This is a genomic window from Saccharicrinis aurantiacus (assembly GCF_947489045.1).
Classification (GTDB): Bacteria; Bacteroidota; Bacteroidia; order Bacteroidales; family Marinilabiliaceae; genus Saccharicrinis; species Saccharicrinis aurantiacus.
On the sequence record NZ_CANLCN010000002.1, the window covers coordinates 107,185 to 128,460 of the forward strand.

At 32.4% G+C, this 21,276-nt stretch carries 21 protein-coding genes; all 21 read right to left on the reverse strand.

Annotated elements, in window-relative coordinates; genetic code table 11:
* Positions 1-216: 216 nt before the first annotated feature.
* Positions 217-675, reverse strand: coding sequence for a toxin-antitoxin system YwqK family antitoxin (locus tag QMO11_RS03605; RefSeq protein ID WP_282036067.1), 459 nt, complete (start codon positions 673-675; stop codon positions 217-219).
* 197 nt (positions 676-872) lie between these two features.
* The gene (locus QMO11_RS03610; protein WP_075603337.1) at positions 873-1,328 is read right to left on the reverse strand and encodes a hypothetical protein; all 456 of its coding nucleotides are present in this window, start codon (positions 1,326-1,328) and stop codon (positions 873-875) included.
* A gap of 102 nt (positions 1,329-1,430) precedes the next feature.
* Positions 1,431-2,348: a hypothetical protein gene (locus tag QMO11_RS03615; protein WP_075603336.1), complete on the reverse strand. Its 918-nt coding sequence runs from the start codon at positions 2,346-2,348 to the stop codon at positions 1,431-1,433.
* A gap of 58 nt (positions 2,349-2,406) precedes the next feature.
* Positions 2,407-5,472, reverse strand: coding sequence for an ATP-binding cassette domain-containing protein (locus QMO11_RS03620; protein WP_282036068.1), 3,066 nt, complete (start codon positions 5,470-5,472; stop codon positions 2,407-2,409).
* Between the two features lie 21 nt (positions 5,473-5,493).
* Positions 5,494-5,874, reverse strand: a complete 381-nt coding sequence (locus QMO11_RS03625) for a DUF1987 domain-containing protein (protein ID WP_282036069.1) — start codon at positions 5,872-5,874, stop codon at positions 5,494-5,496.
* Between the two features lie 18 nt (positions 5,875-5,892).
* Positions 5,893-6,483, reverse strand: a complete 591-nt coding sequence (locus tag QMO11_RS03630) for a SiaB family protein kinase (protein ID WP_282036070.1) — start codon at positions 6,481-6,483, stop codon at positions 5,893-5,895.
* Between the two features lie 10 nt (positions 6,484-6,493).
* A complete protein-coding gene (locus QMO11_RS03635) occupies positions 6,494-8,953 on the reverse strand; it encodes a PAS domain S-box protein (protein WP_282036071.1) in 2,460 nt (819 codons plus the stop codon).
* A gap of 158 nt (positions 8,954-9,111) precedes the next feature.
* Positions 9,112-9,852, reverse strand: coding sequence for a GAF domain-containing protein (locus tag QMO11_RS03640; protein WP_282036072.1), 741 nt, complete (start codon positions 9,850-9,852; stop codon positions 9,112-9,114).
* Positions 9,853-9,858: 6 nt separating this feature from the next.
* Positions 9,859-10,434 (reverse strand): chemotaxis protein CheB, encoded by a 576-nt coding sequence (locus QMO11_RS03645; protein WP_282036073.1) that lies wholly within the window; start codon positions 10,432-10,434, stop codon positions 9,859-9,861.
* The gene (locus tag QMO11_RS03650; RefSeq protein ID WP_282036074.1) at positions 10,434-11,246 is read right to left on the reverse strand and encodes a CheR family methyltransferase; all 813 of its coding nucleotides are present in this window, start codon (positions 11,244-11,246) and stop codon (positions 10,434-10,436) included. The genes QMO11_RS03645 and QMO11_RS03650 overlap by 1 nt, the downstream gene beginning before the upstream one ends.
* A gap of 1 nt (position 11,247) precedes the next feature.
* A complete protein-coding gene (locus tag QMO11_RS03655; protein WP_282036075.1) occupies positions 11,248-12,090 on the reverse strand; it encodes a CheR family methyltransferase in 843 nt (280 codons plus the stop codon).
* 14 nt (positions 12,091-12,104) lie between these two features.
* The gene (locus tag QMO11_RS03660; RefSeq protein ID WP_282036076.1) at positions 12,105-13,982 is read right to left on the reverse strand and encodes a PAS domain S-box protein; all 1,878 of its coding nucleotides are present in this window, start codon (positions 13,980-13,982) and stop codon (positions 12,105-12,107) included.
* Positions 13,983-14,080: 98 nt separating this feature from the next.
* Positions 14,081-15,184 (reverse strand): protein-glutamate methylesterase/protein-glutamine glutaminase, encoded by a 1,104-nt coding sequence (locus QMO11_RS03665; RefSeq protein ID WP_282036077.1) that lies wholly within the window; start codon positions 15,182-15,184, stop codon positions 14,081-14,083.
* A 62-nt stretch (positions 15,185-15,246) separates the two neighbouring features.
* On the reverse strand, positions 15,247-15,570 hold the full coding sequence (locus tag QMO11_RS03670; RefSeq protein ID WP_282036078.1) for a chemotaxis protein CheD: 324 nt from the start codon (positions 15,568-15,570) through the stop codon (positions 15,247-15,249).
* A gap of 154 nt (positions 15,571-15,724) precedes the next feature.
* Positions 15,725-16,630 carry a sensor histidine kinase gene (locus QMO11_RS03675; RefSeq protein ID WP_282036079.1) on the reverse strand — a complete coding sequence of 302 codons (906 nt, stop codon included), beginning with the start codon at positions 16,628-16,630 and terminating at the stop codon, positions 15,725-15,727.
* A gap of 14 nt (positions 16,631-16,644) precedes the next feature.
* A complete protein-coding gene (locus tag QMO11_RS03680) occupies positions 16,645-17,520 on the reverse strand; it encodes a CheR family methyltransferase (RefSeq protein ID WP_282036080.1) in 876 nt (291 codons plus the stop codon).
* A gap of 5 nt (positions 17,521-17,525) precedes the next feature.
* Positions 17,526-17,999, reverse strand: a complete 474-nt coding sequence (locus tag QMO11_RS03685) for a chemotaxis protein CheW (protein WP_282036081.1) — start codon at positions 17,997-17,999, stop codon at positions 17,526-17,528.
* Entirely contained in the window at positions 17,999-18,460 is a 462-nt protein-coding gene (locus QMO11_RS03690) for a chemotaxis protein CheW (RefSeq protein ID WP_282036082.1), read from the reverse strand. The genes QMO11_RS03685 and QMO11_RS03690 overlap by 1 nt, the downstream gene beginning before the upstream one ends.
* A 6-nt stretch (positions 18,461-18,466) precedes the next feature.
* Positions 18,467-20,503: a chemotaxis protein CheA gene (locus QMO11_RS03695; protein ID WP_282036083.1), complete on the reverse strand. Its 2,037-nt coding sequence runs from the start codon at positions 20,501-20,503 to the stop codon at positions 18,467-18,469.
* A gap of 68 nt (positions 20,504-20,571) precedes the next feature.
* Positions 20,572-20,937, reverse strand: a complete 366-nt coding sequence (locus tag QMO11_RS03700) for a response regulator (RefSeq protein WP_282036084.1) — start codon at positions 20,935-20,937, stop codon at positions 20,572-20,574.
* Between the two features lie 29 nt (positions 20,938-20,966).
* Positions 20,967-21,272, reverse strand: coding sequence for an STAS domain-containing protein (locus tag QMO11_RS03705; RefSeq protein ID WP_282036085.1), 306 nt, complete (start codon positions 21,270-21,272; stop codon positions 20,967-20,969).
* Positions 21,273-21,276 lie beyond the last annotated feature (4 nt).

Below are 21,276 nucleotides of genomic sequence, written 5' to 3' on the forward strand. Positions count from 1 at the left end.
CTATTTGCAAATTAAAGAGTCACTTATCTTCTAAGTGAAGAGCAGAAGCTATTATTTAAAGTAAGTAGGATAATCGTGCAAATTTTAACTGTTAGTTTATTGAAATTGAGTTTCTTGGGACTTAGTCGTATGATAAATAATATATGATACTTTGTAAAGGTTGGAGCATAAAAAAGGAGATACATTTATATCTCCTCTTCGTGTCTCCTGTAGAAATTAATATTTTTTTGTGGCAGTTAATTTACCATCATCACCAAAGATCTTCCAAGTACCAGATTTTTTGCCATTTTTGTAAGACATATCATAACGAAGGGTTCCCTTTTCATCATAAATCTTCCAAATACCGTGCTTTAAACCTTTCTTATAACTTGCAACACCTACTTTTACACCTTCTTCATTCCAAGTCTCCCAAACACCATCCATCTCGTTATTTGCGTAAAAACGGACTTCTTGTTTCGATTTATCTTCGAAGTAATAAGATGATGAACCTTGCTTTTTCCCATCAACAACATTCATCTCTAATCTAATGCTCCCATTTGGGTAATGTTCAACATAAGTACCGGAATATAATTCACCATCTTTGGTATAATATAATCCGTCTTCTTTTTGAATCAACTGCGCAAAACTAACAGTAACAAAACTGATTAACGCGAAAATTGTAAAAAATATTCTCATGGCTTTTAAATTTAAGAATTTAACAAAGCCTCCCAACAATGATAATAAAAGCCCTGTGTATTACTCTTATTATCTTAACATCAAATTAACAATTAATTAACAAATTAAACAAATATCTAATATTAAGTTTTAATTATTTTTTACAAAAAAAGGGCACTATAATTAGCGCCCTCATATATATTATCTATCCTTAATTTCTAAAATTGCATCTCCGCCTCAGAATATTGCTTCACAAGACTCATAACTGCTCTAGCACAACCTTCTTGCCCCCCCTTGAAAGAGAAAACCAGATTATATACTTTGGACTTACGGCAAACAAATTCGAATGAATTATACATTTTACCACCTTCAAAGTTACTTATCAACATGCGATCTCCATCGTAAAGTTGCATAATCACTTTTTCAGGATTACCAATACCATTTACTGCATTGAATTTATAATGGCTTCTGCTGTTTAAAATAACACTAAACTTTACATAGCCTGTTTGCGAATCCTTTTTATCTTTTTTAAGGTCAATGGTAAAATCCTTCATATATTGCGCATCTCCCATCTCCTTTAAAGCTGTTTTTAACATACCCTCATCGCATTGTGCATGACTTGATACGGTAAAAATTGCCATAAATATTATCGATAGAATTAAAACCTTCTTCATATCTTTATTTTTTAATAGTCCGTTTTAGTTTAAATGATTCCATATCATTATGTTAATCTAATTGTAAAAAACGTACAAATATAAACGTTTTTAATTGATTAACTATGAAATGATAAAGTCTCTTAAACTTTTGATCTCTTTGATTATTTTAGTTAAGCTTTCAGGAGCAATCTCCACATGGCTTATCTCATCCTGAACTATTATTAGAGTTCCATTTCTTTCAATTCTTTTTGGCTCTCCAAACTCGGTTGTAATTTTAACACCCTGATAAGCTTGCTTTATCTGTTCCATACGAGTAACCATTTCAGCAAAATTAGGATCTGCACTATAGTTATTCATAATAATCAGAAGAATATCGATAATATCCTTTTGCTCTCCTATTCTATTAATAAGATCCTCGTTATTGGTTTCTTCAATTACTTGCGATGAAATGTATAAACCTTCAATCCATGCACCCGTTACAATTAAAGAACTTACATTACTTCTTTTTTGTTCGCGCAAGTAAGAATCCATCTTATTGAAGCTACTAACTGAAACTTCCATTAATGAATCTAAATTGCTACTATTTGTAGCCATTTTCTTAAGTGCTGCAAAATCGAAAAATTGTCCCACTTTAATACCCTCAGAAAGTTCTTTAACTGAAAGTAAATAAGAAACAACAATTGTATTCTTATCAAAAGTATTAATATAACCAAGATCAGCACTATAAACTCCAAGGTTTAAAGCACGTTTAAAACTTGTGTTATAATCCTTAACCTTCTCTGGTTTATTTAAAATCTTTTGTGAGAAATCAACGCCTGATTTCTTAATTAATGAAGCCATCTCAACTGGCGAAGAAATATTTTGTATCACATTACCAATAATCTCCTCAGATAATTGTAAAGGTTCGTTCTGTTTTAATGCAGAATCAGAAACAGAAAAATCATCACCAGAGTTTCCTTTACTTGAATTACCTGAACATGATGAAATGAATGCGATACCACCAATTAGGGCTATTGAATAAACTAAGTTTTTTAACATGATAAGTTTCGTTTTTATAAAAGACGTTTTGTTATATACTCGATTAAGAAAGAAAAGGTTACTTTTTTAATATTTTAATTTCACTGATAATTTTAAAACTCTTACGTAATAAATCAAAATATAAAACCGCATATAATATTAAAGTACAGATCCATACCATTACAATATTGAACCATAAGGTTTCGTAATACTTGCCAGCAAAATGTTTATTTGGAGCAAAGAAATGTGTTCTGAATGAGAAAAATCCTTCGGGTTCAGGCCTTTGATATATAGGCTCAACATTCTGAATTAACTTATCACCATCACGCAATAACTTATTAGTTTCAAATGTTTTACATACAATATCAGTAATGCTTTCATTAAGGTAAGTATCCTTAACCCCATTAAATCTTTCTTTTCCAATCTTTTGAATTAGAAGCCCAATCTTTCTTTCTTTAAGATTATTAGCTTTAACAAATCGGTCGGAATAGTAGCTTTTTAAAGTAGCTAAATGATTTTTAATAGATTGATAAAGTTCCTCTGAAAAATTATCAACTGTAATGGCAGAAATATCATTAAAAGATATCTCACTAACTCTTTTATTCTCTTTAGAAAGTTCGTTCTGAATTAAGGCTAAATCATTTTTGAACTGCTTGGCATCATTTTCACCTTTCCCCAATAAATGACTATTACATCTATCTAAAAGTAATTCAAGCTCGGGCAAATAATAAACCACCTTAAAATCGGTTACACTTTGCTCTTGATCAATCTCAAAGAATTGACTCTGGTATACATTGTGTTTAAACTGATCAACAATTAATCCCTCGTAAATATATCGTGAAGGCATAAACTCAGCAACAAAAGGTACTTTATCAGGACTTGATATATCTCTATTAAGTTTATCAAACGTAAACATTGCGCCACCTAACACCATTTGAGGTATCATTACTAATGGAATTAGTATATATATGGTAACAATTGAGTTAAATGATGCAGATAGTATTAATCCTAATATATTAGCGAATGCGGAAACGGTAAATAATGCGAGCCAAAATTCAAAATACATATCTTGAATGCCCAAAATGGAATTAGCTACAGCTACGAACAGTGCCATTTGTATGGCTGAGATTGTAAATAGAATAAGAATTTTTGAAACAAGATAACTTGACCTAGAAAGGTTTAGAAATGCTTCGCGTTTCAGTATTTTAGCATCCTTAAATATTTCTTCGGCACTTACAATGAGACCGAAAAATAGAGCAACCACTATTCCCATAAATATATAAGGAGGGATGTTCTGATTATCCCTGAAAATATATATGTTCGATTCTGGATCTACAATATATCGAATTAAAAATGCTAGAATAAAGCCTAAAACTGGGGCTTCTAATAAGTTCAGAAGCAAATATTGTTTATTACTTACTTTTGACCAAAAATCACGCAAAGTATAAATACTAAATTGCTTAATCCATGTAGGGATATTTAAAGACTTAGGAGGTGCATCATTTACTTCCTCAAGAACAGGAATTGTAATATTTTGTTTATAGTGTTTATGCCACTCAGGAGGAGATGTTTTTCGTTTGTTTGTGTAATTACCATATTCATCAATTACATTGGCATCAATGATATTGAATAATAACTCGGGATTTAGATTACCACAAGAAGGACACTCACCTTGATCGCTATTAATTTGTGCGTCTAACTGCTTAAAATAAATTAGCGATTCACTTGGATTACCATAATATACAGGATAACCTCCAGTATCTAGGATAAACATTTTATCAAACATCTTAAAGATATCTGACGAAGGTTGATGAATTACTACGAAAATTAACTTTCCCTTTAGGGTTAACTCTCTTAGCAAATTCATTACATTTTCTGAATCTCGTGATGATAAACCCGAAGTAGGTTCATCAACAAATAAGATAGCTGGTTCTCTAATTAATTCAAGCGCAATATTTAAACGCTTACGCTGTCCACCACTAATCATTTTATTTAATGGAGATCCAACTTTTAGGTTTCTTCTTTCAAATAAACCTAGGCTTTGCAGCGTATCGTTGACTAACTGATTAATTTCTTCCTCACCTTTATCTTTAAAACAAAGTTTTGCATTATAATAAAGGTTTTCGAAAACAGTTAGCTCTTCAATTAAAAGGTCATCCTGAGGGATAAGGCCAATTACTCCTTCAACATCATCTTTATTGGTGTGCATATTCACACCATTAATTTCAACAGTTCCCGTTGTAGGAGACTCAGTGCCTGAAAGTACGTTGAGCAAAGTTGTTTTACCCGCACCACTGGCGCCCATTATTCCAACTAAACGTCCGTGCTCTTCCGCAATATTTACATCACGCAAACCAATACCTCCATTCTTAAAAGTAAAACCTAAATCGTTTACTTTATAAGATATTTTTGGTGTCGATGAATCTGTCATAAAATGACCAACTACATCGGTATAGTAAATTGGAGTACCTGTAGGTAACTTAATAAAACTACCTTTTGGAAATAAGTATATTCTACGACTATTTAGCAGTAATCCATTCAAGAAAATATCTTGATCACCAGTATATCGTAGAAAATATAAATTAGAGCTTTTTACTCTTAATATAAGAACATTACCATTTAACTTCCCTGATTGAATATGCTCGCGATTAACGCCAACCTTATCTGTTGAGTTAATAACCAAAAGATCTTCAAAATCAAGTTTATCAAGATCATCGTTTATTACGAAGGCCTCAATCTGTTCTTTTTCTAAAGCAGTAAACTTAAATACGTCGGCTACTGTATTTATAATAGCCATGCGTTGATCGGTAAATTTCCGATCGGTATTTATTAACTCGTATAACCTAACAAGAACCACAACTTTCTGCTCTTTATTAAGTTGCTTGTTAATTTTTTTACAAATACCAAGAATACGCACCGAATCCTTCATTGAGGTAAGTTGTACTTTACCTTCAGGTTTTAACGCGCTTTTTTTATCCTTTGAGTGCTTTTTAAACAAGGCATAATACTCCTCTACAGCTTCAGCACTTAGCTGTTGCTTTAAAAAAGTTTCAACAAAATCAAGTTCACTTTCCTGAACTCCGTCATCTTGTTTGGCTATTAAGCCAAACAACTGCATCAATGCCTTTAATATTTCTTCACTCATAGGAAACTATACTTAATTTGCTTAGTCAGCGTATGATATATAATCAAATGGAATATCCACAATATCTGCATATTCTTCACCAGCCTCTAGCATATCCTCTTCTTCTTCGTGATAATGCCAAATAATTTTAACATCGTTGCCACCTTCAACAATTTCTTCGAACTTTAAAAGTAAATCCAAAATAATTTTTGATGATGCAGTATTAAAATACTCTAATTTGATATTTACTTCAGTAGAATCATTCGCTGCTTCTGCGTATCCATCGATCCACTCAAGAATTGGTTCGTAAAATAAATTTACATCTTCTGGTAGTGATCTTCCTGAGAATTCGAACTTACCGTTGTCCTTATCCAATATAACGTTAGGAGTATCATCTGTGCCCTGAATATTGATAACTTCCATAATAGATTTTTTTTATATTTATTTATTTCTGTGAATAGTTGATGTTAAAATAAAGAACGAAACTTCATCATTTATTTCTTTAAACTGATAACCTAAAGTGCTTCCTGTTTTCTTAGCTATATCAATTAACCCAAGTCCAGCACCACCTTTATCAGATAATCGCCCTTCTTTCATCTGAGTTTTAAACAACTCTGATAAACCTTTTTTATCAAGAGAATTTACTTGTTCAAGATTCTCAGTTAGGCCAGGAACTTTACTATTTCTTATCACATTACCTGTAATAATATTATAGCAATCATCACCCCTACTTACCATAACAATACCTCTACGCTCCTCTTCAGTATCTTCAGCCATCGAATCAGCATGTTTACTAATATTTTGTAAACACTCTACCATAACATTAAATACTTTACGCTGAACAGCATTAGACTCTTCGTGCTTTGCCATACTTTTCTCTGTCATGGCAGTGAATGTCTTTGTGATATCCTGCGTAATTTCTCCTTCGTAAACCAAACTAATTTCGTTGGTTTTCATAGTTCTATAAAGCTGGTAAGCAAAGTCTAAAAAACTATGACCATCCTGCTGACTATTCAGACTATTAATATCCATACTTTTGTATTTATAATTCAATTCCTATTAACAATACATCATCTACCTGCTTCTCTTCGCCTTTCCAGCTATAAAACTCTTCTGAAAAATGGCGCGAATAATGCGACATAGTATGATCTGCATTCTCGGTTAAAGCCTCTCTTATTCGGCGTGTTTGATATTTCTTTCTTTTTTCTCCTCCTAATTGATCAGGAAGACCATCTGAGAAAATAAATACTTTATCTCCTTCTTGATATTCTATTATATGATTATCAAACTCTTTCTCCTTTTTCTTCAAAAGAGGTTTTCCTCCAATACCTTTCCTACTTCCTTTATATTCTATTAATTCGCCATTTCGGAGCAAATATAATGGATTATGCGCACCTGCAAATTGTATTGTACGATTTTCTTTATCTATTTTACATAGTGCAAGATCCATTCCATCTCTTCCATTATTACCTTCTTCGTTCTGCTTTAGTGTATGGCGAACGCCTTGATGAAGTTCTTCGAGAATTTCAGCTGCATTTAACCCTTCATCAATATTCACAATATTATTTAATAGGAAGTAACCAATAAAAGATAAAAGAGCCCCTGGTACTCCATGACCTGTACAGTCAACCGCCGCAATATATTGCTTACCATCTTTCTCAGCAAACCAAGGGAAATCACCACTAACCACATCCTTAGGTCGATAAAACATAAATGAGCGTGGGAAGTACCTTTGTATAAACGCAGTATCTGGTAATATGGAAGTTTGAATACGTTGTGCGTAGTTTATACTATCGGAAATTTTCTTGTTTTTTTCCTTTATTTCTTGCTCAATCTTTTTAAGCTCGGTCATATCATGAGCCACAAATAAGATCGATTCTAAGTCTTTTTCATCGTTAAACTCTGGAATTGCTTTGATACCCATTACACGTGTACCTTCATCAGCTTCCATCTCAATTTCATCGATAATTTGCTGACGAGTAGCCTTTATTTTTGTTAAAACAGTTTCAACAAACTCAAGGAAACGTGGGTCGATAGCGATATCATTCATTCGCTTACGCACAATTTTACCAATGCTCAAACCTATAAACTGAGCAACAGCCGGATTGGCATAAACAACTTTTCCTGTGGTGTTAATACGAATAATCATATCAGGCGAGTTCTCTGATAAAGATTGCATTCTACTTTTCATGCGCTCCTCTTTCTCAGCTCTAATACGTTCTGTAATATCCTGTGTATTAAAGATTATACCGCGAATGGCAGGATCATGTAATAAGTTTTTACCCTTCGTCTCTAAAAATAACTTTTCACCATTCTTTCTAAGATAGGCATACTGCGCAGTACTTTCTCCTCCTGGTGTAGCCTTAAGGTATTTGAATAGATTATTTATTGTTTTATATCCTTTAGGAGTTAATAAATCAGGATCCATACCTGATATTCCTTCATCTTCATCGCTATAACCAAGAATACGTTTAACAGATGGACTTTCAAATACCAAGCGTTGATTCTCATCGTAAATAGAAATAAACTCAGAAGCATTTGTTAATAAAGCAACCAAACGTTTCTGTCCATTTTCCACCTCTTGTATTTTACTTTCTAATAACTGATTAGACTGCTCCAGATCTTCTTGAGCAATCATCATCTCTTTAGCATTTTCTTTTAAGGTCTCTTCATTTTTCTGAAGTGTTAAAGTCATTTTTTGTGACTCCTCTAATAAGCGCTCAGTTTTATAATTAATCTTTTGCGCATAAATAGTTCTACCAATTATACTGCTTAACTCTTCGGCAAATTCTAATTTATATTTTGGTAAACTATTATCTAAAAATCCTAATTCAATAATACCCTGAAGTTCTTCTTCTTGCATTAAAGGCAGAATAATTAAAGATTTTGGTTTCTGATCTCCAATTAATCCACTTTTTATAATAAAATAGTCATCTGGTATTTCGGTTCTATATACCATGGCTTTTTCAAACGCAACTTGACCAACAAGTCCTTTTCCTATGGATACTTCTTGATTCTCGAAGCGTTGACGACTATATGCATAAGTGGCATTGTTAAAAAGTTTGCCATCTCTAAATATATAAAACGAACCTAATGAGGCACCTGTATAATTAATTATACCCTTTAAGGTTTCAATTGATAACTTATCTATATTTCGGTGCGTTCGCAGAATGTCATTTAATAGCTCTTTTCCTTCGGTAACCCATTTTTGCTCATCTTCCTTTCTTTTGGTTTTATCTAAATCGCGGGCTAAAAGATATAATGGAGAGGATTTTAATTGACTATTATCCATATAATTCTGGATTTTTCCATTTCGGATAACATCAATAAAATCTAGATTTGTCTTAATTTCCTGCTTTAACAAGCTGTTTTCTTTACTATACCTTTTCCTAATTTCTTTATTATAGCCTAATACTAATATTAAAATAAATGGGATTGATAAAACCAAGGCATCAACAAACCACACAAGTAATGAAGAATGTATTTGTACAATTGCATTCATTGAGAAAGGTGAGTTAATAAAATTAACAAAACCACCCCATACAATTAGCAATAGCAACAACACTAGGCAACAAAGAAAAAAGAAATTGCTATCCGATATAAGAGACAGATCAATACTTTTCTTAATTTTCAATATTTTTTCTCTATTGAACATAATTACTAGTTAATGAGCTTTGATTCAATTATCACATTATTAATTTCTTCCCAATAATGCTGTATTTGTATATCAGCAAATGAAGCCAATTCCAAAAGGGCAATTGTCTCTCCGTTCTTTACCAAAGGAAGCAAATACAGATTGCAAGGTTTTTCAGCACCTGAACAAGATTCAATATTAAAATATTCTGAATCTATATCTGTAATCACTAGTGGCTTTTTATCAACAACTGCCTGGCCATTAAAGCCATCACCTTGTATAAAGTTTTCAATTTCAACTTCATCAGATAAACCGTAATGTCCTTCTACGACAAATTCTTCAGAAGGTTGTTTCTTTATGTAACATATTGCTAATCCAATCTCAAAAAACTTTGATAGTTCGCTTAATAATGTTGATGCATCATCTAAATTAAGAATAGCTCCTTTTATAGAGCTAATTTTAGAATCATCTGCCTCCTTCTTACCATCACCCGTGAATTCTTTTAATTGAGATTCTAAATCCCCAATTTTACATTGAGATTCTTTATCGTTTTGAATAATTTTCTCATTTAGTTTAAAAATACTATTTCTACTTTCAGATAAACTACGATCACTTATGAAAATAATAAGTAAGAAGAAAATATACGAAAAGCCTTCAAAAATTATAAATGATCCTGAAACCTCAAATTGCGTGAAAACATACTTACACAAAGTAAATATGAATGCAAGCGTAGCAATAAGATAAAGTAGTTTATGATTCCTTTTCATAATGAATTATTCAAGATTATTTAAAAAATTGGTAATCTCATCAGGGCTCATTATAGCCTTTGGAGTGAATAGATCTAAAGTAGCTTTGGGCATTGTAACTATATCACAAGTTTTAGGATCCTGAACAATTGTATATCCATTTTTTGTATGAATTTGTTTCATACCCTGGGCTCCATCCTTATTAGCTCCTGTTAATATAATACCTATTAATTTTCCTCTAAGCGAGGTTGCTGCAGAACTTAATGTATAGTCGATTGCTGGTCTGCTATGATTATGGACGCCTTCTGTTGACAATGAAAATGTATTATCAAACTCAATAAATAAATGGTAATTTGATGGCGCGATATAAACCTTCCCTGGTTCAATTTTATCTTTATCAAACGGTTCAACAACCGGGATGTTTGATTTAATATTTAAACTATCGACCAAACCTGAACGCACATGTTTTAATCTATGCATACAGATAATTATTGGCAACTTAAAATCTGGTTTAATTTTAGCAAGCATTTTAGAGACAACAGAAAAACTTCCGGCTGAACCTCCAATAACAATGGCTTTATAATCGTTTATAGATACAGTCATTATTTTATCACTTTATATATGCTTTCATTCTCATTGAATAGAAAATATTCATTTGAGTTTGGACTTATTCTTTCTTGTATACCTAATGCCAATAAGCCATCAGGTTGAAGGCATTCAACAAAAGAGCTTTCTACAGTTTTCTGTAACCTTAGATTATAATTAACCATTGTATTTCGGAACAAAATCATAAATACAGAATTCTTAGGTGGTTGTGCTTCTGTAAAGTTACCGTCTAAAACAGATAGTGATTTTAGCAACTCTGACTTTAAAGAATATTCATCTTCTGTATTAAGAATAAAATCATCCTCGTTCAATTTATCATCCAACCTTTTTAAATTGCTCTTATTTAGTTCCTTGTTTTTAACATCTAAATATCCGCTTAGCAACTCTGATTTACTTTGTGGGTTATTAATATTAAGGTAGATTTTCACATCTTCACCAACATTCAGACTTTGAATTATTATTAATAAAGAAAATAACTCTTCATTTGAAGATAGCTCAGGAAGCCAAAACACGAGTTTTTTATCTGAATGGTATTTATTTATCTTTTGTCTTAATATCCTCCAAAATGAAGGATCTCTGAATAATTCAGTGGTAGGTATTGGGAATAAATAATTAATATCATCTAATAAACTGCCATCGTGAATTCCATCAATAAATTGAGATAGCTTTTTAATGCTCAGTTTTTGAAAAAGGAAAGTAAACCTTCTTTTTAAAAAAGAAAAGCCATAATTGGTATAATCAAAATGAAGTTTTTCTGATAGTAATGGTGTTATATCCCTAATATCATTTATAGTTGGTATATAAGCCATCTTATTTATATTTATAATGAAACGTATTTGTTTTAGTATAAACTAAACCTTTTTTAGTAAATCGAGTTTTAAAAAATCCATGAAGAGACTCATGAGAACCAAGAATTAAGGATGCCCCTCCATTCATTTTATCAAAGAATTTTCTGACCACATTAAGTTGAAGATCTCCATCGAAGTAGATCATCACATTGCGACAAAAGATCACATCAAATTTCTGATAAAATGGTATATCTTCTTCCACTAAATCATGACGCTTATACTTAGGAATCTTTCTTAAAAAGTCTTTTACCTTTATAAGGTCATTATCTATATCAACATCGAAATAATGACTAAAATCGTTCCCATCAGGATTTATCCTATCAAATAAATCTTTATATGATTTGCTATAAAGCTTATTAATTTTATAACTGTACTCACCATTTTGAGCTGTTTTTAAAACCTTAGAATTTAAATCAGTGGCAATTACATTTACTTTATCGAGTACTCCTAATTCATTAAATAAAATTAGACTAGAATAGACTTCTTGTCCTGTTGAGCAGCCAGCATGCCATACATTAATAGAATCCTTGCTTATTAGCTTCTTATACAAATGATTATAAAGATAAACCCAGGTATCAGGATCTCTAAATAGATCTGTAGTATTTACCGTTATTTCGTCAACTAAGTTATCAACAAACTTTTGATCCTTTTTAGTAATATCAAGTAGTTCTTCTAAAGAAATTCGTTTATCAGTTAATACCTTTTCAAGCCTACGATAGATCGAATTCTCTGAATATCCACAAAAGTTATATCTTGAATATTTTTTTAGTTCCTCGAGGTATGTTTTAAAGTTAAGTTTCTCCACTATTCTTTTTAATATTAAAACAATTCCACCTCAACGTTTTGAATAAACGCTGTAAAAGAGTGGTCTTCGCCAGTTTGTGCATCAGATAATAAAAACAATACGTAAACCTCTTCTCCAAACTTAGTTTTTATAGGCACCTCTTTACGCTCACCAATAACTTTTTGAGCTCCTGTAGTTACGTATGCATTAATAAATGCATCATTTTTAGCTTTGTCATCTGCAAAAAGCATTGATACATGCTGACCTAAAACATCATTGCGCTCATAGCCCCACAACTTTTCTGCAGCCTCATTGAAGAATTCTAGGATACCTTCTTTGTTTATAGTTACAATAGCATCTAATGCGCCTTCGAGTGTTTTTTCATTTCTAACTTTTACAGCTTCAATTTCTTTAAACTGCTCTTTCATTTCATCGCGAGCCTGCTCTAACATTAAGCCAAGTTCATCCTTAGAGCGCTTCATTTGCTCTTCCATATAAACTTGCTCTGTTACGTCATTCTCAAGACTTAAAATCTTAACAATTTCACCTGCATTATCAACTACAGGAGTGTATGTTGTTAATAAGAATATTTCTTCCCCTAATTTTGTTCTACGCTTTACACGGCCTTTAAAATTATGCCCATTACGTAAATCAGTTAGTATTTTAGACAGTTCTTCAACATCATCATGAAAGAAGAAAATTTTAAGATTCTGATCCTCTACTTCCTCTGGTAAATATTTAAAAGTTTGTAAAAACAATTGATTTACAGAAATTAAAGTACCATCTGTTTCAAACTCGCAACTAATGGCAGAGTTATCAATAGCCTCGAGTATACCTTTCATTTCAACCTCACGACGATCAGATTCTTCTTGTGTCGCTTGCATTTCTTCTAGGTTCTGACGTAATTCCTCTTCTTGTTGCGCCATTTTCTCAGCTTGAATCTGAGTTTCGTGGAGTAACTTTGTAGTTTGAATATTAATTTGAACTGTTGATATAGTAGATGCAATACTTTCTGCGGAACGCTCAACAAATTCGATTTCAAAAGATTCAAATGGCCTAAATGATGCCAACTCAATAACTCCATAAATTTCATCGTTTGCCTTTAGTGGCACAAGGAGTATTGCGCTAGGATTACTTTCTCCTAGGCCTGAAGTAATATTTATGTAATTATTTGGAACGTCGGTAATGTAAATTGTTTCTTTCTCTAACCCACAACGTCCAATAAGTCCCTCTTCCCACTGAATTGTTTTATCGGCAAACTTTTTTCTATCAAAGGCAATGCATGAACTAAGTTCAAATACTTTTTCTCCTTTTTCATTTTTTGTCAGCAGGTAGAAACCTCCTTGGTTAATCTTCATATAATTAACCAAATAGGAAATAATATTGTACGATAACTCTTCAATATTATCATTATTTCGGCGCAAAATTTCAGCAAACTGAGCTAAACCATTGGTTACCCAAGTACGTTGCTCCTCCTCTATTCTACCTTGCTCTTGCTCTTGTTTACTTTGTACCAAGTAATCGCGCAGTTTCAATAATGATTTTGTAAGCTTATCTTTTTTTGCAGTCTGTAAATCAGTGTTCTTCAAATTACCTTGACGCAGGTTATTCACGAAGTCTAGTACAATTTCAGATTTCTTTGACTCAGCATCTATATATTCATTTTGCTTACTAATATTTTTGACAAATACTTTTGCATAAAAGTAACCGATGCTACCAGATAAAATTGGTAGTAAAAAAACAATCCACATACCTGGAAAAAAATAGAACATATCTGCGATTGTTCTATTGGACTGTTGAAATACACCTGAATTTAAGTTGAATAGGTAAACTAATACAAGAATTACAATTCCTAATAGCACCCCTCCTAGTGTAAATCTTTTAATGATGCGAGATAAGTCTAGCTTCTTCACGTTTAATATTTTTATTTATCAAAATACTTTATAATCTATATAATACTTAGCTTCCACGAAAGAAAGCTGAAAGTACATCCCAATTTTTAATAAAACAATTACTTTAGTAAAAATGGGGCAATATCTTTTAATGCTTTAATATGATTTGCTGCGCCCAACTTGGCAGCTTCTTTAGGCATTCCGTATACAATAGAACTTTGCTCATCCTGTGCAATGGTTTCTCCGCCCGAATCCTTTAATTCAAGCAAACCTTTAGCTCCATCATTACCCATCCCTGTAAGTAATATTCCGGTACAATTTTTACCCGCATATCGAGAGGCACTGCGAAATAATACATCAACTGATGGTCGGTGCCTGTTTACTAGAGGGCCATCTTTAACCTCAACAAAATATTCCTTACCAACACGCTTTAATAGCATGTGATGGTTTCCTGGGGCTATTAAAACTCTGCCTTGGTATAGTTTATCGCCATTTTCAGCCTCCTTAACCTCTAACTCACAAATATTATTTAAACTATTGGCAAAAGATTTTGTAAATCCCTCAGGCATATGCTGAACAATAGCAATACCTGGCATTTTTGGAGGCAAACTTTTTAGCAACGTTCGAATGGCCTCTGTACCACCTGTTGAAGCCCCTAAAACTATAACATCTTCTGTCTTTGTAATTCTATTTGCTGCTGAACCCTTTTCAAGAATTACGTCAGCAGAATATCTAGGACTTACTTCAATAGGTTTAGGTTTTACTCGTGGTCTTGAAACCTTTTTTGATGTTGAAGTAGGTGCGGCCTTCCTTCGTAACATCTTTACATGAGAAGCAGCCTTAACTGCATCACAGATTGTAATTTTAGACTCGTTTATAAACTTACCAGCATTCATAGCTGGTTTACCAATAATTTCTGCTGCACCATATTCTAGTGCTTTCATTGCAACTTCAGTCCCCTCATTGGTAAGAGAAGAAATAACCACTACAGGGATTGGATGTTGAGACATAATCTTTCTTAAAAAAGTTAGTCCATCCATCCTAGGCATCTCTATATCCAAGGTGATCACGTCAGGCACTTCTTTCATGATCTTTTTAACGGCAATAATAGGATCTGCTGCAGTACCAATTACCTCAATATCTGAATCGGAACTCAATATTGATGATAAACTTTGTCGCACTACTGCTGAATCATCTACTATTAAAACTTTTATTTTATCCATAAAATTTGCTGTTAAAAATCACCCACTTTGTAAAATACGCAACAAATTAATGTTTTATGTATTTAAAGCGTTTTCTTTTCTAATAATTTATGCCTCACTTCGCCTGTATCTGTGAAAAAGATAATCTTACGGCCACGCTTTCCTCCTGTACTTGACGCAACAATAGGTATGCCACGTTCTTCAAGTATAATTCGAGCTAATCGAATATTTCGTTCACCGATTAAGGTTTTTGAATTGGTTTCCATCATTTCACCACCGCCAAATATTTTGGCCTGAAGATCCTGAATCCTTGATCCGTGAAAAACCAACCGATCAATAAGTTTATCAGTTGCGATGTTTCCGTATTTAGGCGATGCTAAATCATTACCATTCCAGGTAGGAAGCATATAATGATTAATACCGCCTATCCGAAGCCTTGAATCCCACAGACATATTGCTACGCAAGAGCCCAGAATCGTTTTTACCAGATAAGGCTCCTTACTTACAAATAGCGAAGAAGGGTATAAAAAATGTTGTAAATATTGAGTCATCTAATATCCCTTAAAAGATCTCATCTTCATCATCGAAGAAAATATCGTTACCATCTCCACTAAATCCATCCACAATATTTTTTGCTTCAGGAACACTTATTGTAAAAGTTGAACCTTCTCCTTTTTTACTATCTATTTCAATATTTCCACTAAGAACATCAAGTAAAGCTTTGGTAATGGATAATCCTAAACCGTGACCACGATTAATAGAATTAATACCAGTATCCAAACGTTTGAAACGTTCGAAAATAGTTTTTTGATTTTTTTCTGTAATTCCAGTTCCGAAATCTTGAACACCTATCTTTAATACATCTTCATCATCAAGCCAAACAGAAACAACTACTTTGCTATCTTTATAACTATACTTTAATGCATTATTAATAAGATTACTAAGTATTAGCTTTAACTTCTCAGAATCTGTTTTAAAGTAGAAATTCTTTCCAAAACCATGTTCGATATTAAACTGAATATCGAATGAAATTCCCATCTTACGTGAAATGATATTGAATGAATCTACAACTGTTTGCAGTAAACTTCTGATATTAACTTTCGCGATATTTGGTGCTATTTCTCCCGCTTCAATTTTTGCCGCTACAAAAATATTTTTAAGCTGAAAATCAAGATTAAAAGCCTCTGAGTGTATTAATGCAACCATTGATACTACCTTTTTCCAATCGTGCTTTTCAACCGATAGAATGGCTTTAGATAATCCAAGTATAGACGTAAATGGATTTACAATCTCATTTGAAATATTAGAAATGAAATGACTCTTAAGAGCTTCAGAATCTTTAAATTTTTTTGAAACACTTTGTAAATCAAGAGTAAGATCCGTTATTTCTTTCTGACTTTTTTTACCCTCTTCTAGTCTCAGTCTTAATTCCTTAAGTAACTGCCTGTCTGTTAAATTAGTACTCATGGCTTATTTCTGCTTTATTTTTTTCTAAAAATGGTTGGTTTAATATGCTCTAAGGGTACATCCATACCCGTTAGTGATTCGGAATGTCCTATAAAGAAAAAACCGCCAACTTTTAGGTGCATACTTAGTTTATTTATTACTGCTTCTTGTGTAGCTCTATCAAAATAGATGAGTACATTTCTGCAAAAAATCACATCGAATTTTTCAGTAATATTTGAATAACTTGAATCCATTAGGTTTAAAAATTTCAGATTTAAATTACGTTGTAATTCAGACTGAACCTTAACTGTTGGATTCTCTTTATCTTTACTTTTTAAAAAATACTTCCTTTTTAAATCGAGAGGTACTATATCAACCTTATTAAAAGGGTATACTCCTCTAGCTGCTTTACTCAATACATTTTTTGAGATATCTGTACCTAACATTGAGTAATTGAAACTTACATTACTTCTTTTAAATTCATTAAGAATCATAGAAATAGTATACAATTCCTCACCACTAGAACATCCTGCACTCCAAATTTTAAAAACTTCTCTCGACTGATTACCATTTATATGATTAGGTAAAACTGTACTATTAAGAAAATCGAAATGAACAGGCTCTCTAAAAAAATCTGTTTTATTGGTTGTGACTACATTCAGAAAATTAAAAATCTCTTCCTTGTGACCTTCAGCACTAAACAGATAGTCTTTATACTCGGTATACGAATTCATATTAAGAGAACGGATACGTTTTAGCAAACGGCCTTGAAGCATAATACGCTTTACTGCAGGCATTTTTATACCAAACTCAGTATAAATAAAACTGCTAAACGCCTTAAAATCCTTCTCTGACAATTCTGCCTTAAAACAATCCAACTCTTTTATATATGTTTTGTTTTCGTGTACCAATTAATTTATTGTTTTATAATTTGTTGTAAATCGATAATATCTTTTGTACTAAATACTTCATCAGCATTTAATATTAAATAATGCTTGTCTTTGCTATTATAGTTTGCCTCAATGTAATTAGGACTATAATCATTCTCGATAGCTTTAAAGTTCTCTTGTTCGGCCTCAAAAACATCTGATACTGCATCAGCAATAATCCCTAAACGAAATACTTTACCTTCTTCTTTTTTAGTAATATCAATAATTACAATGCACGTCTGTGCTGTATATTCTGAAGCCTTCATACCAAACTTAACCGCTGTATCAATAACTGGTATTACTTCATCTCTAAAGTCAATTACTCCCTTCATAAAGGAAATCGCTTCAGGCATGTTTCTTGGCTCTTCGAACTCCCTTATTTCGTTTACCTTACTAACATGAATAGCAAAGGATTGATCGCCCACAGAGAAAGATAAATATGAGTTTGTTATTTCTTCCATTACTTAATTACTTTACTTTCAAGTTGACTATTGATATGCATGATATCCATTAGGTGAATAAATTGATCTTTTTGTTGAATTGTACCTTCAAAATGCTGAATCATACCCATACCTTTTGTAAAAGGGCTTGGTGTAATTTTATCTTCCTCAATCTCAAAAACCTCTTGTACCAAGTCAACCATTATCCCAAATTGGGTTTCTATTTTATCTTCTGGTGAAACTATAACAATAGAAGTATCTCTGGTGATATCTTTTTCATCGATACCCAAAACCATACGCATATCAACCACTGGGATGATATTACCATGAAGGTTAATTACACCTAAAACATATGTTTCAGTATTTGGTACTGATGTAATATTATCCTCAAATGGCAATATATTCCTAACCTTTAAGCTATCAATAGCATAGGTTTGATTTTGTAATTTGAATGATATTTTTGTAGTTGGTAAACCCTCCATAACGAATTATTTATTCAATTTTTGGATCCAATTATTATGAATTAATCTATTGGTATCAATTACCATTGATATTGATCCATCTCCCATAATTGATGCCCCAGAAATAATTTCTTGGCTTCTTAACAATTTGCCCAAAGGTTTAACTACCGTTTGGTACTCTCCAATAACATCATCTACAATTAAACCAATCTTTTTGTTCTCGTATTTAACCTGAACAATATGCTGTTTTTCGTTTGATGATGGTGTTTTGAACACTTTTTGCAAATCAATAACCGGAAACTGTTCCTCGCCAAGAGATATTACTTCATTAAATATCTTACTTTTATCAGCTTCTGGCAGAGGATATAACTTTTCGATAGAAGAAATAGGAATAACATATTGTTTTTTGGCAACTTCCACTAAAAGGCCATCAATAATAGATAATGTTAATGGTAATTCAAGTGTAATTGTAGTTCCTTTATCAACCTCTGAGTCTATAGAAACTTCACCTCGTATGGCTCCAATTTTTCTTTTCACAACGTCCATTCCTACTCCACGCCCTGAAAGATCAGATACGTTTTCTCGTGTAGAAAAACCGCTCATAAAAACTAAATCGAAAATCTCTTTTCTAGTTAACTCAACATCCTCGGCAACTAAACCTTTACTAATTGCCTTTTTAAGAATAAAGTTAGGATCTATACCCTTACCATCATCTATAACTTTGATTATAACGCTAGCTCCTTCGTAATAAGCTCTAAATATAATTGTACCCTTCGGTGACTTTCCTTTGGTGATACGTTCGTCGGGCATTTCAATACCATGATCGATACAATTACGTATCATATGAAGTAAAGGATCGGTTAGGTGCTCAATTATATTTTTATCTAACTCAATATCTCCACCTTCAATAATAAAGTCAATTTCTTTATTCAGTTCTTTTGATAAATCGCGAACCAAACGCTGAAACCTCATTAAATCGTTTTGAAGAGGTATCAAACTAATTTCAAAAGCATTATCACGCAGTTGTCTGGTTAGTTTTTGAATATTTTCAGATAGGGCAATTATCCCTGGCTGACCATCTTTTTCTGCATATAAGTTTAACTGCGCCTGGATAGTAACTAATTCACTTACTAAATTAACAAGCTCATCAATCTTATTTGAGGCTACACGAATACTTGATATCTTCGTTTCTTTAAGCTGAACTACCTTTTTCTTGGTTGCTTCCTTAGGTTCTTCTTTAGCATCAACAGATTCTAACTTTTTTAATTTTTCAGAACTTATTGTATCGCCTGACTCCTTATTACTTTCTAGTAAATCTTGAAAGGCTTTTTGCTCTAATATATTGCCATCAGAAACCTCTGTTATTTCAAGATCACATTCATCTTCAACAAAAATGAACACATCTTGAATTTCATTTATTGCCTCTTCTGTATTTAAAATAATTATCCAAGAAACGAAGCAACTTACTGGGTCAAATGCATCATAAAGAGGCGCCTTAGCGTCATTATAAATAACATGCGCCTTACCTAAATCATGAAGATCATCTAATAAAAAAAGAGGGTTTGTACCATTACGTAGAATATCTGCATGAGGCACAAACTTAATAAAGTAAGATTTTGAACCATCTTGCTCTTCTTCAGTTGATTGCACACTTTCAGTCAACTCAACTTCATCGTGCTCTGATGGATTTGAAACAAAGCGTTTTACTTTATTTGTTAGGGCATTGGCTTGTTTTTTTTCATCCTCATCCTCTAAATCACCAACACTTAAATAGTGTTTAATTTGATCAATGGCTTCAAAAGTTAACGAAATTAGGTCGTCTGAGATTGCTAATTTGCCATTTCTAACCCAATCAAAAACAGTTTCAAGATGGTGAGTAAACTCACTTAAATCTGTAAACCCAAACATAGCGCCACCACCTTTCAGTGAGTGCATGGCTCTAAATATACGCTCAATTATTTCTTTGTCAGTCCTATCATTCTCTAATAACAGCAGAGATTCTTCTAGGTCCTGAACATTATCGAGGGACTCTTCTACAAATTTAGCTCTAAACTTATCAATCATGCTCGTTCTTGATTTTCATTTCTTAACTACTCAAGCCAATTAGGGATGAGTTTCTTAGGGTTTTTAGACTACCTCAGCACTCGCGAAATAGCACTTAACAGCTTTGCTGGCACAAATGGTTTAATAATCCAACCTGTTGCTCCTGCCTGTTTGGCTTCCATCTTTTTGGATGCTTGTGATTCTGTAGTTAAAAATAAAATTGGAATATGTTTATAAGTCTCTATTTCACGAACTTTACGTATTAAACCCAAACCATCGAGGTTAGGCATGTGTAAATCGGTAATGATAATATCAATATGTCTTCCATCTAAAAATTGCAGAGCATCTTCTCCATCAATTCCCACTAAGACATCATAACCTTCATTTTCTAAAGTAAAGTTTACAACTTCTCTAATACTCTCAGAATCATCAACAATAAGAACTGTTTTAGCCATAATGTTATATTTGTTTTTATATCTATTGTTTAAAATAAATTGTTAAAACCTGCATTTTGAAGCAAAGTTTTAATCTCATCATTAAAGTTATTCTTAAACACTATTTGTTTAGCACTACTTTGAAATGACTTCTTTAACGAAATAATTAATTGAATAAAAGTTATATCAATACTCGTAATTCCATTTAAATCTAAAGTTAAGTTCTTAGAAAAATCAATAGAATTATCTAATCCTTCTTTTATTTTTTCAATATGGTTAATTATCAGATCTCCTGAAACTGCAATATTGGTTTCTGTATCGGATTTATTAACATCAATCTTAAATGGTGCATCCATTGAA

Bases quoted from the DNA above. Each gene is read 5' to 3' on its own strand.
- QMO11_RS03645 (WP_282036073.1), bottom strand. From the start codon at position 10,434: ATGACTGTATCTATAAACGATTATAAAGCCATTGTTATTGGAGGTTCA.
- QMO11_RS03610 (WP_075603337.1), bottom strand. From the start codon at position 1,328: ATGAAGAAGGTTTTAATTCTATCGATAATATTTATGGCAATTTTTACC.
- QMO11_RS03690 (WP_282036082.1), bottom strand. From the start codon at position 18,460: ATGGAGGGTTTACCAACTACAAAAATATCATTCAAATTACAAAATCAA.
- QMO11_RS03625 (WP_282036069.1), bottom strand. From the start codon at position 5,874: ATGGAAGTTATCAATATTCAGGGCACAGATGATACTCCTAACGTTATA.
- QMO11_RS03695 (WP_282036083.1), bottom strand. From the start codon at position 20,503: ATGATTGATAAGTTTAGAGCTAAATTTGTAGAAGAGTCCCTCGATAAT.
- QMO11_RS03650 (WP_282036074.1), bottom strand. From the start codon at position 11,246: ATGGCTTATATACCAACTATAAATGATATTAGGGATATAACACCATTA.
- QMO11_RS03670 (WP_282036078.1), bottom strand. From the start codon at position 15,570: ATGCTTCCTACCTGGAATGGTAATGATTTAGCATCGCCTAAATACGGA.
- QMO11_RS03665 (WP_282036077.1), bottom strand. From the start codon at position 15,184: ATGGATAAAATAAAAGTTTTAATAGTAGATGATTCAGCAGTAGTGCGA.
- QMO11_RS03630 (WP_282036070.1), bottom strand. From the start codon at position 6,483: ATGGATATTAATAGTCTGAATAGTCAGCAGGATGGTCATAGTTTTTTA.
- QMO11_RS03700 (WP_282036084.1), bottom strand. From the start codon at position 20,937: ATGGCTAAAACAGTTCTTATTGTTGATGATTCTGAGAGTATTAGAGAA.
- QMO11_RS03640 (WP_282036072.1), bottom strand. From the start codon at position 9,852: ATGAAAAGGAATCATAAACTACTTTATCTTATTGCTACGCTTGCATTC.
- QMO11_RS03705 (WP_282036085.1), bottom strand. From the start codon at position 21,272: ATGGATGCACCATTTAAGATTGATGTTAATAAATCCGATACAGAAACC.
- QMO11_RS03685 (WP_282036081.1), bottom strand. From the start codon at position 17,999: ATGGAAGAAATAACAAACTCATATTTATCTTTCTCTGTGGGCGATCAA.
- QMO11_RS03615 (WP_075603336.1), bottom strand. From the start codon at position 2,348: ATGTTAAAAAACTTAGTTTATTCAATAGCCCTAATTGGTGGTATCGCA.
- QMO11_RS03620 (WP_282036068.1), bottom strand. From the start codon at position 5,472: ATGAGTGAAGAAATATTAAAGGCATTGATGCAGTTGTTTGGCTTAATA.
- QMO11_RS03675 (WP_282036079.1), bottom strand. From the start codon at position 16,630: ATGAGTACTAATTTAACAGACAGGCAGTTACTTAAGGAATTAAGACTG.
- QMO11_RS03605 (WP_282036067.1), bottom strand. From the start codon at position 675: ATGAGAATATTTTTTACAATTTTCGCGTTAATCAGTTTTGTTACTGTT.
- QMO11_RS03635 (WP_282036071.1), bottom strand. From the start codon at position 8,953: ATGAATGCAATTGTACAAATACATTCTTCATTACTTGTGTGGTTTGTT.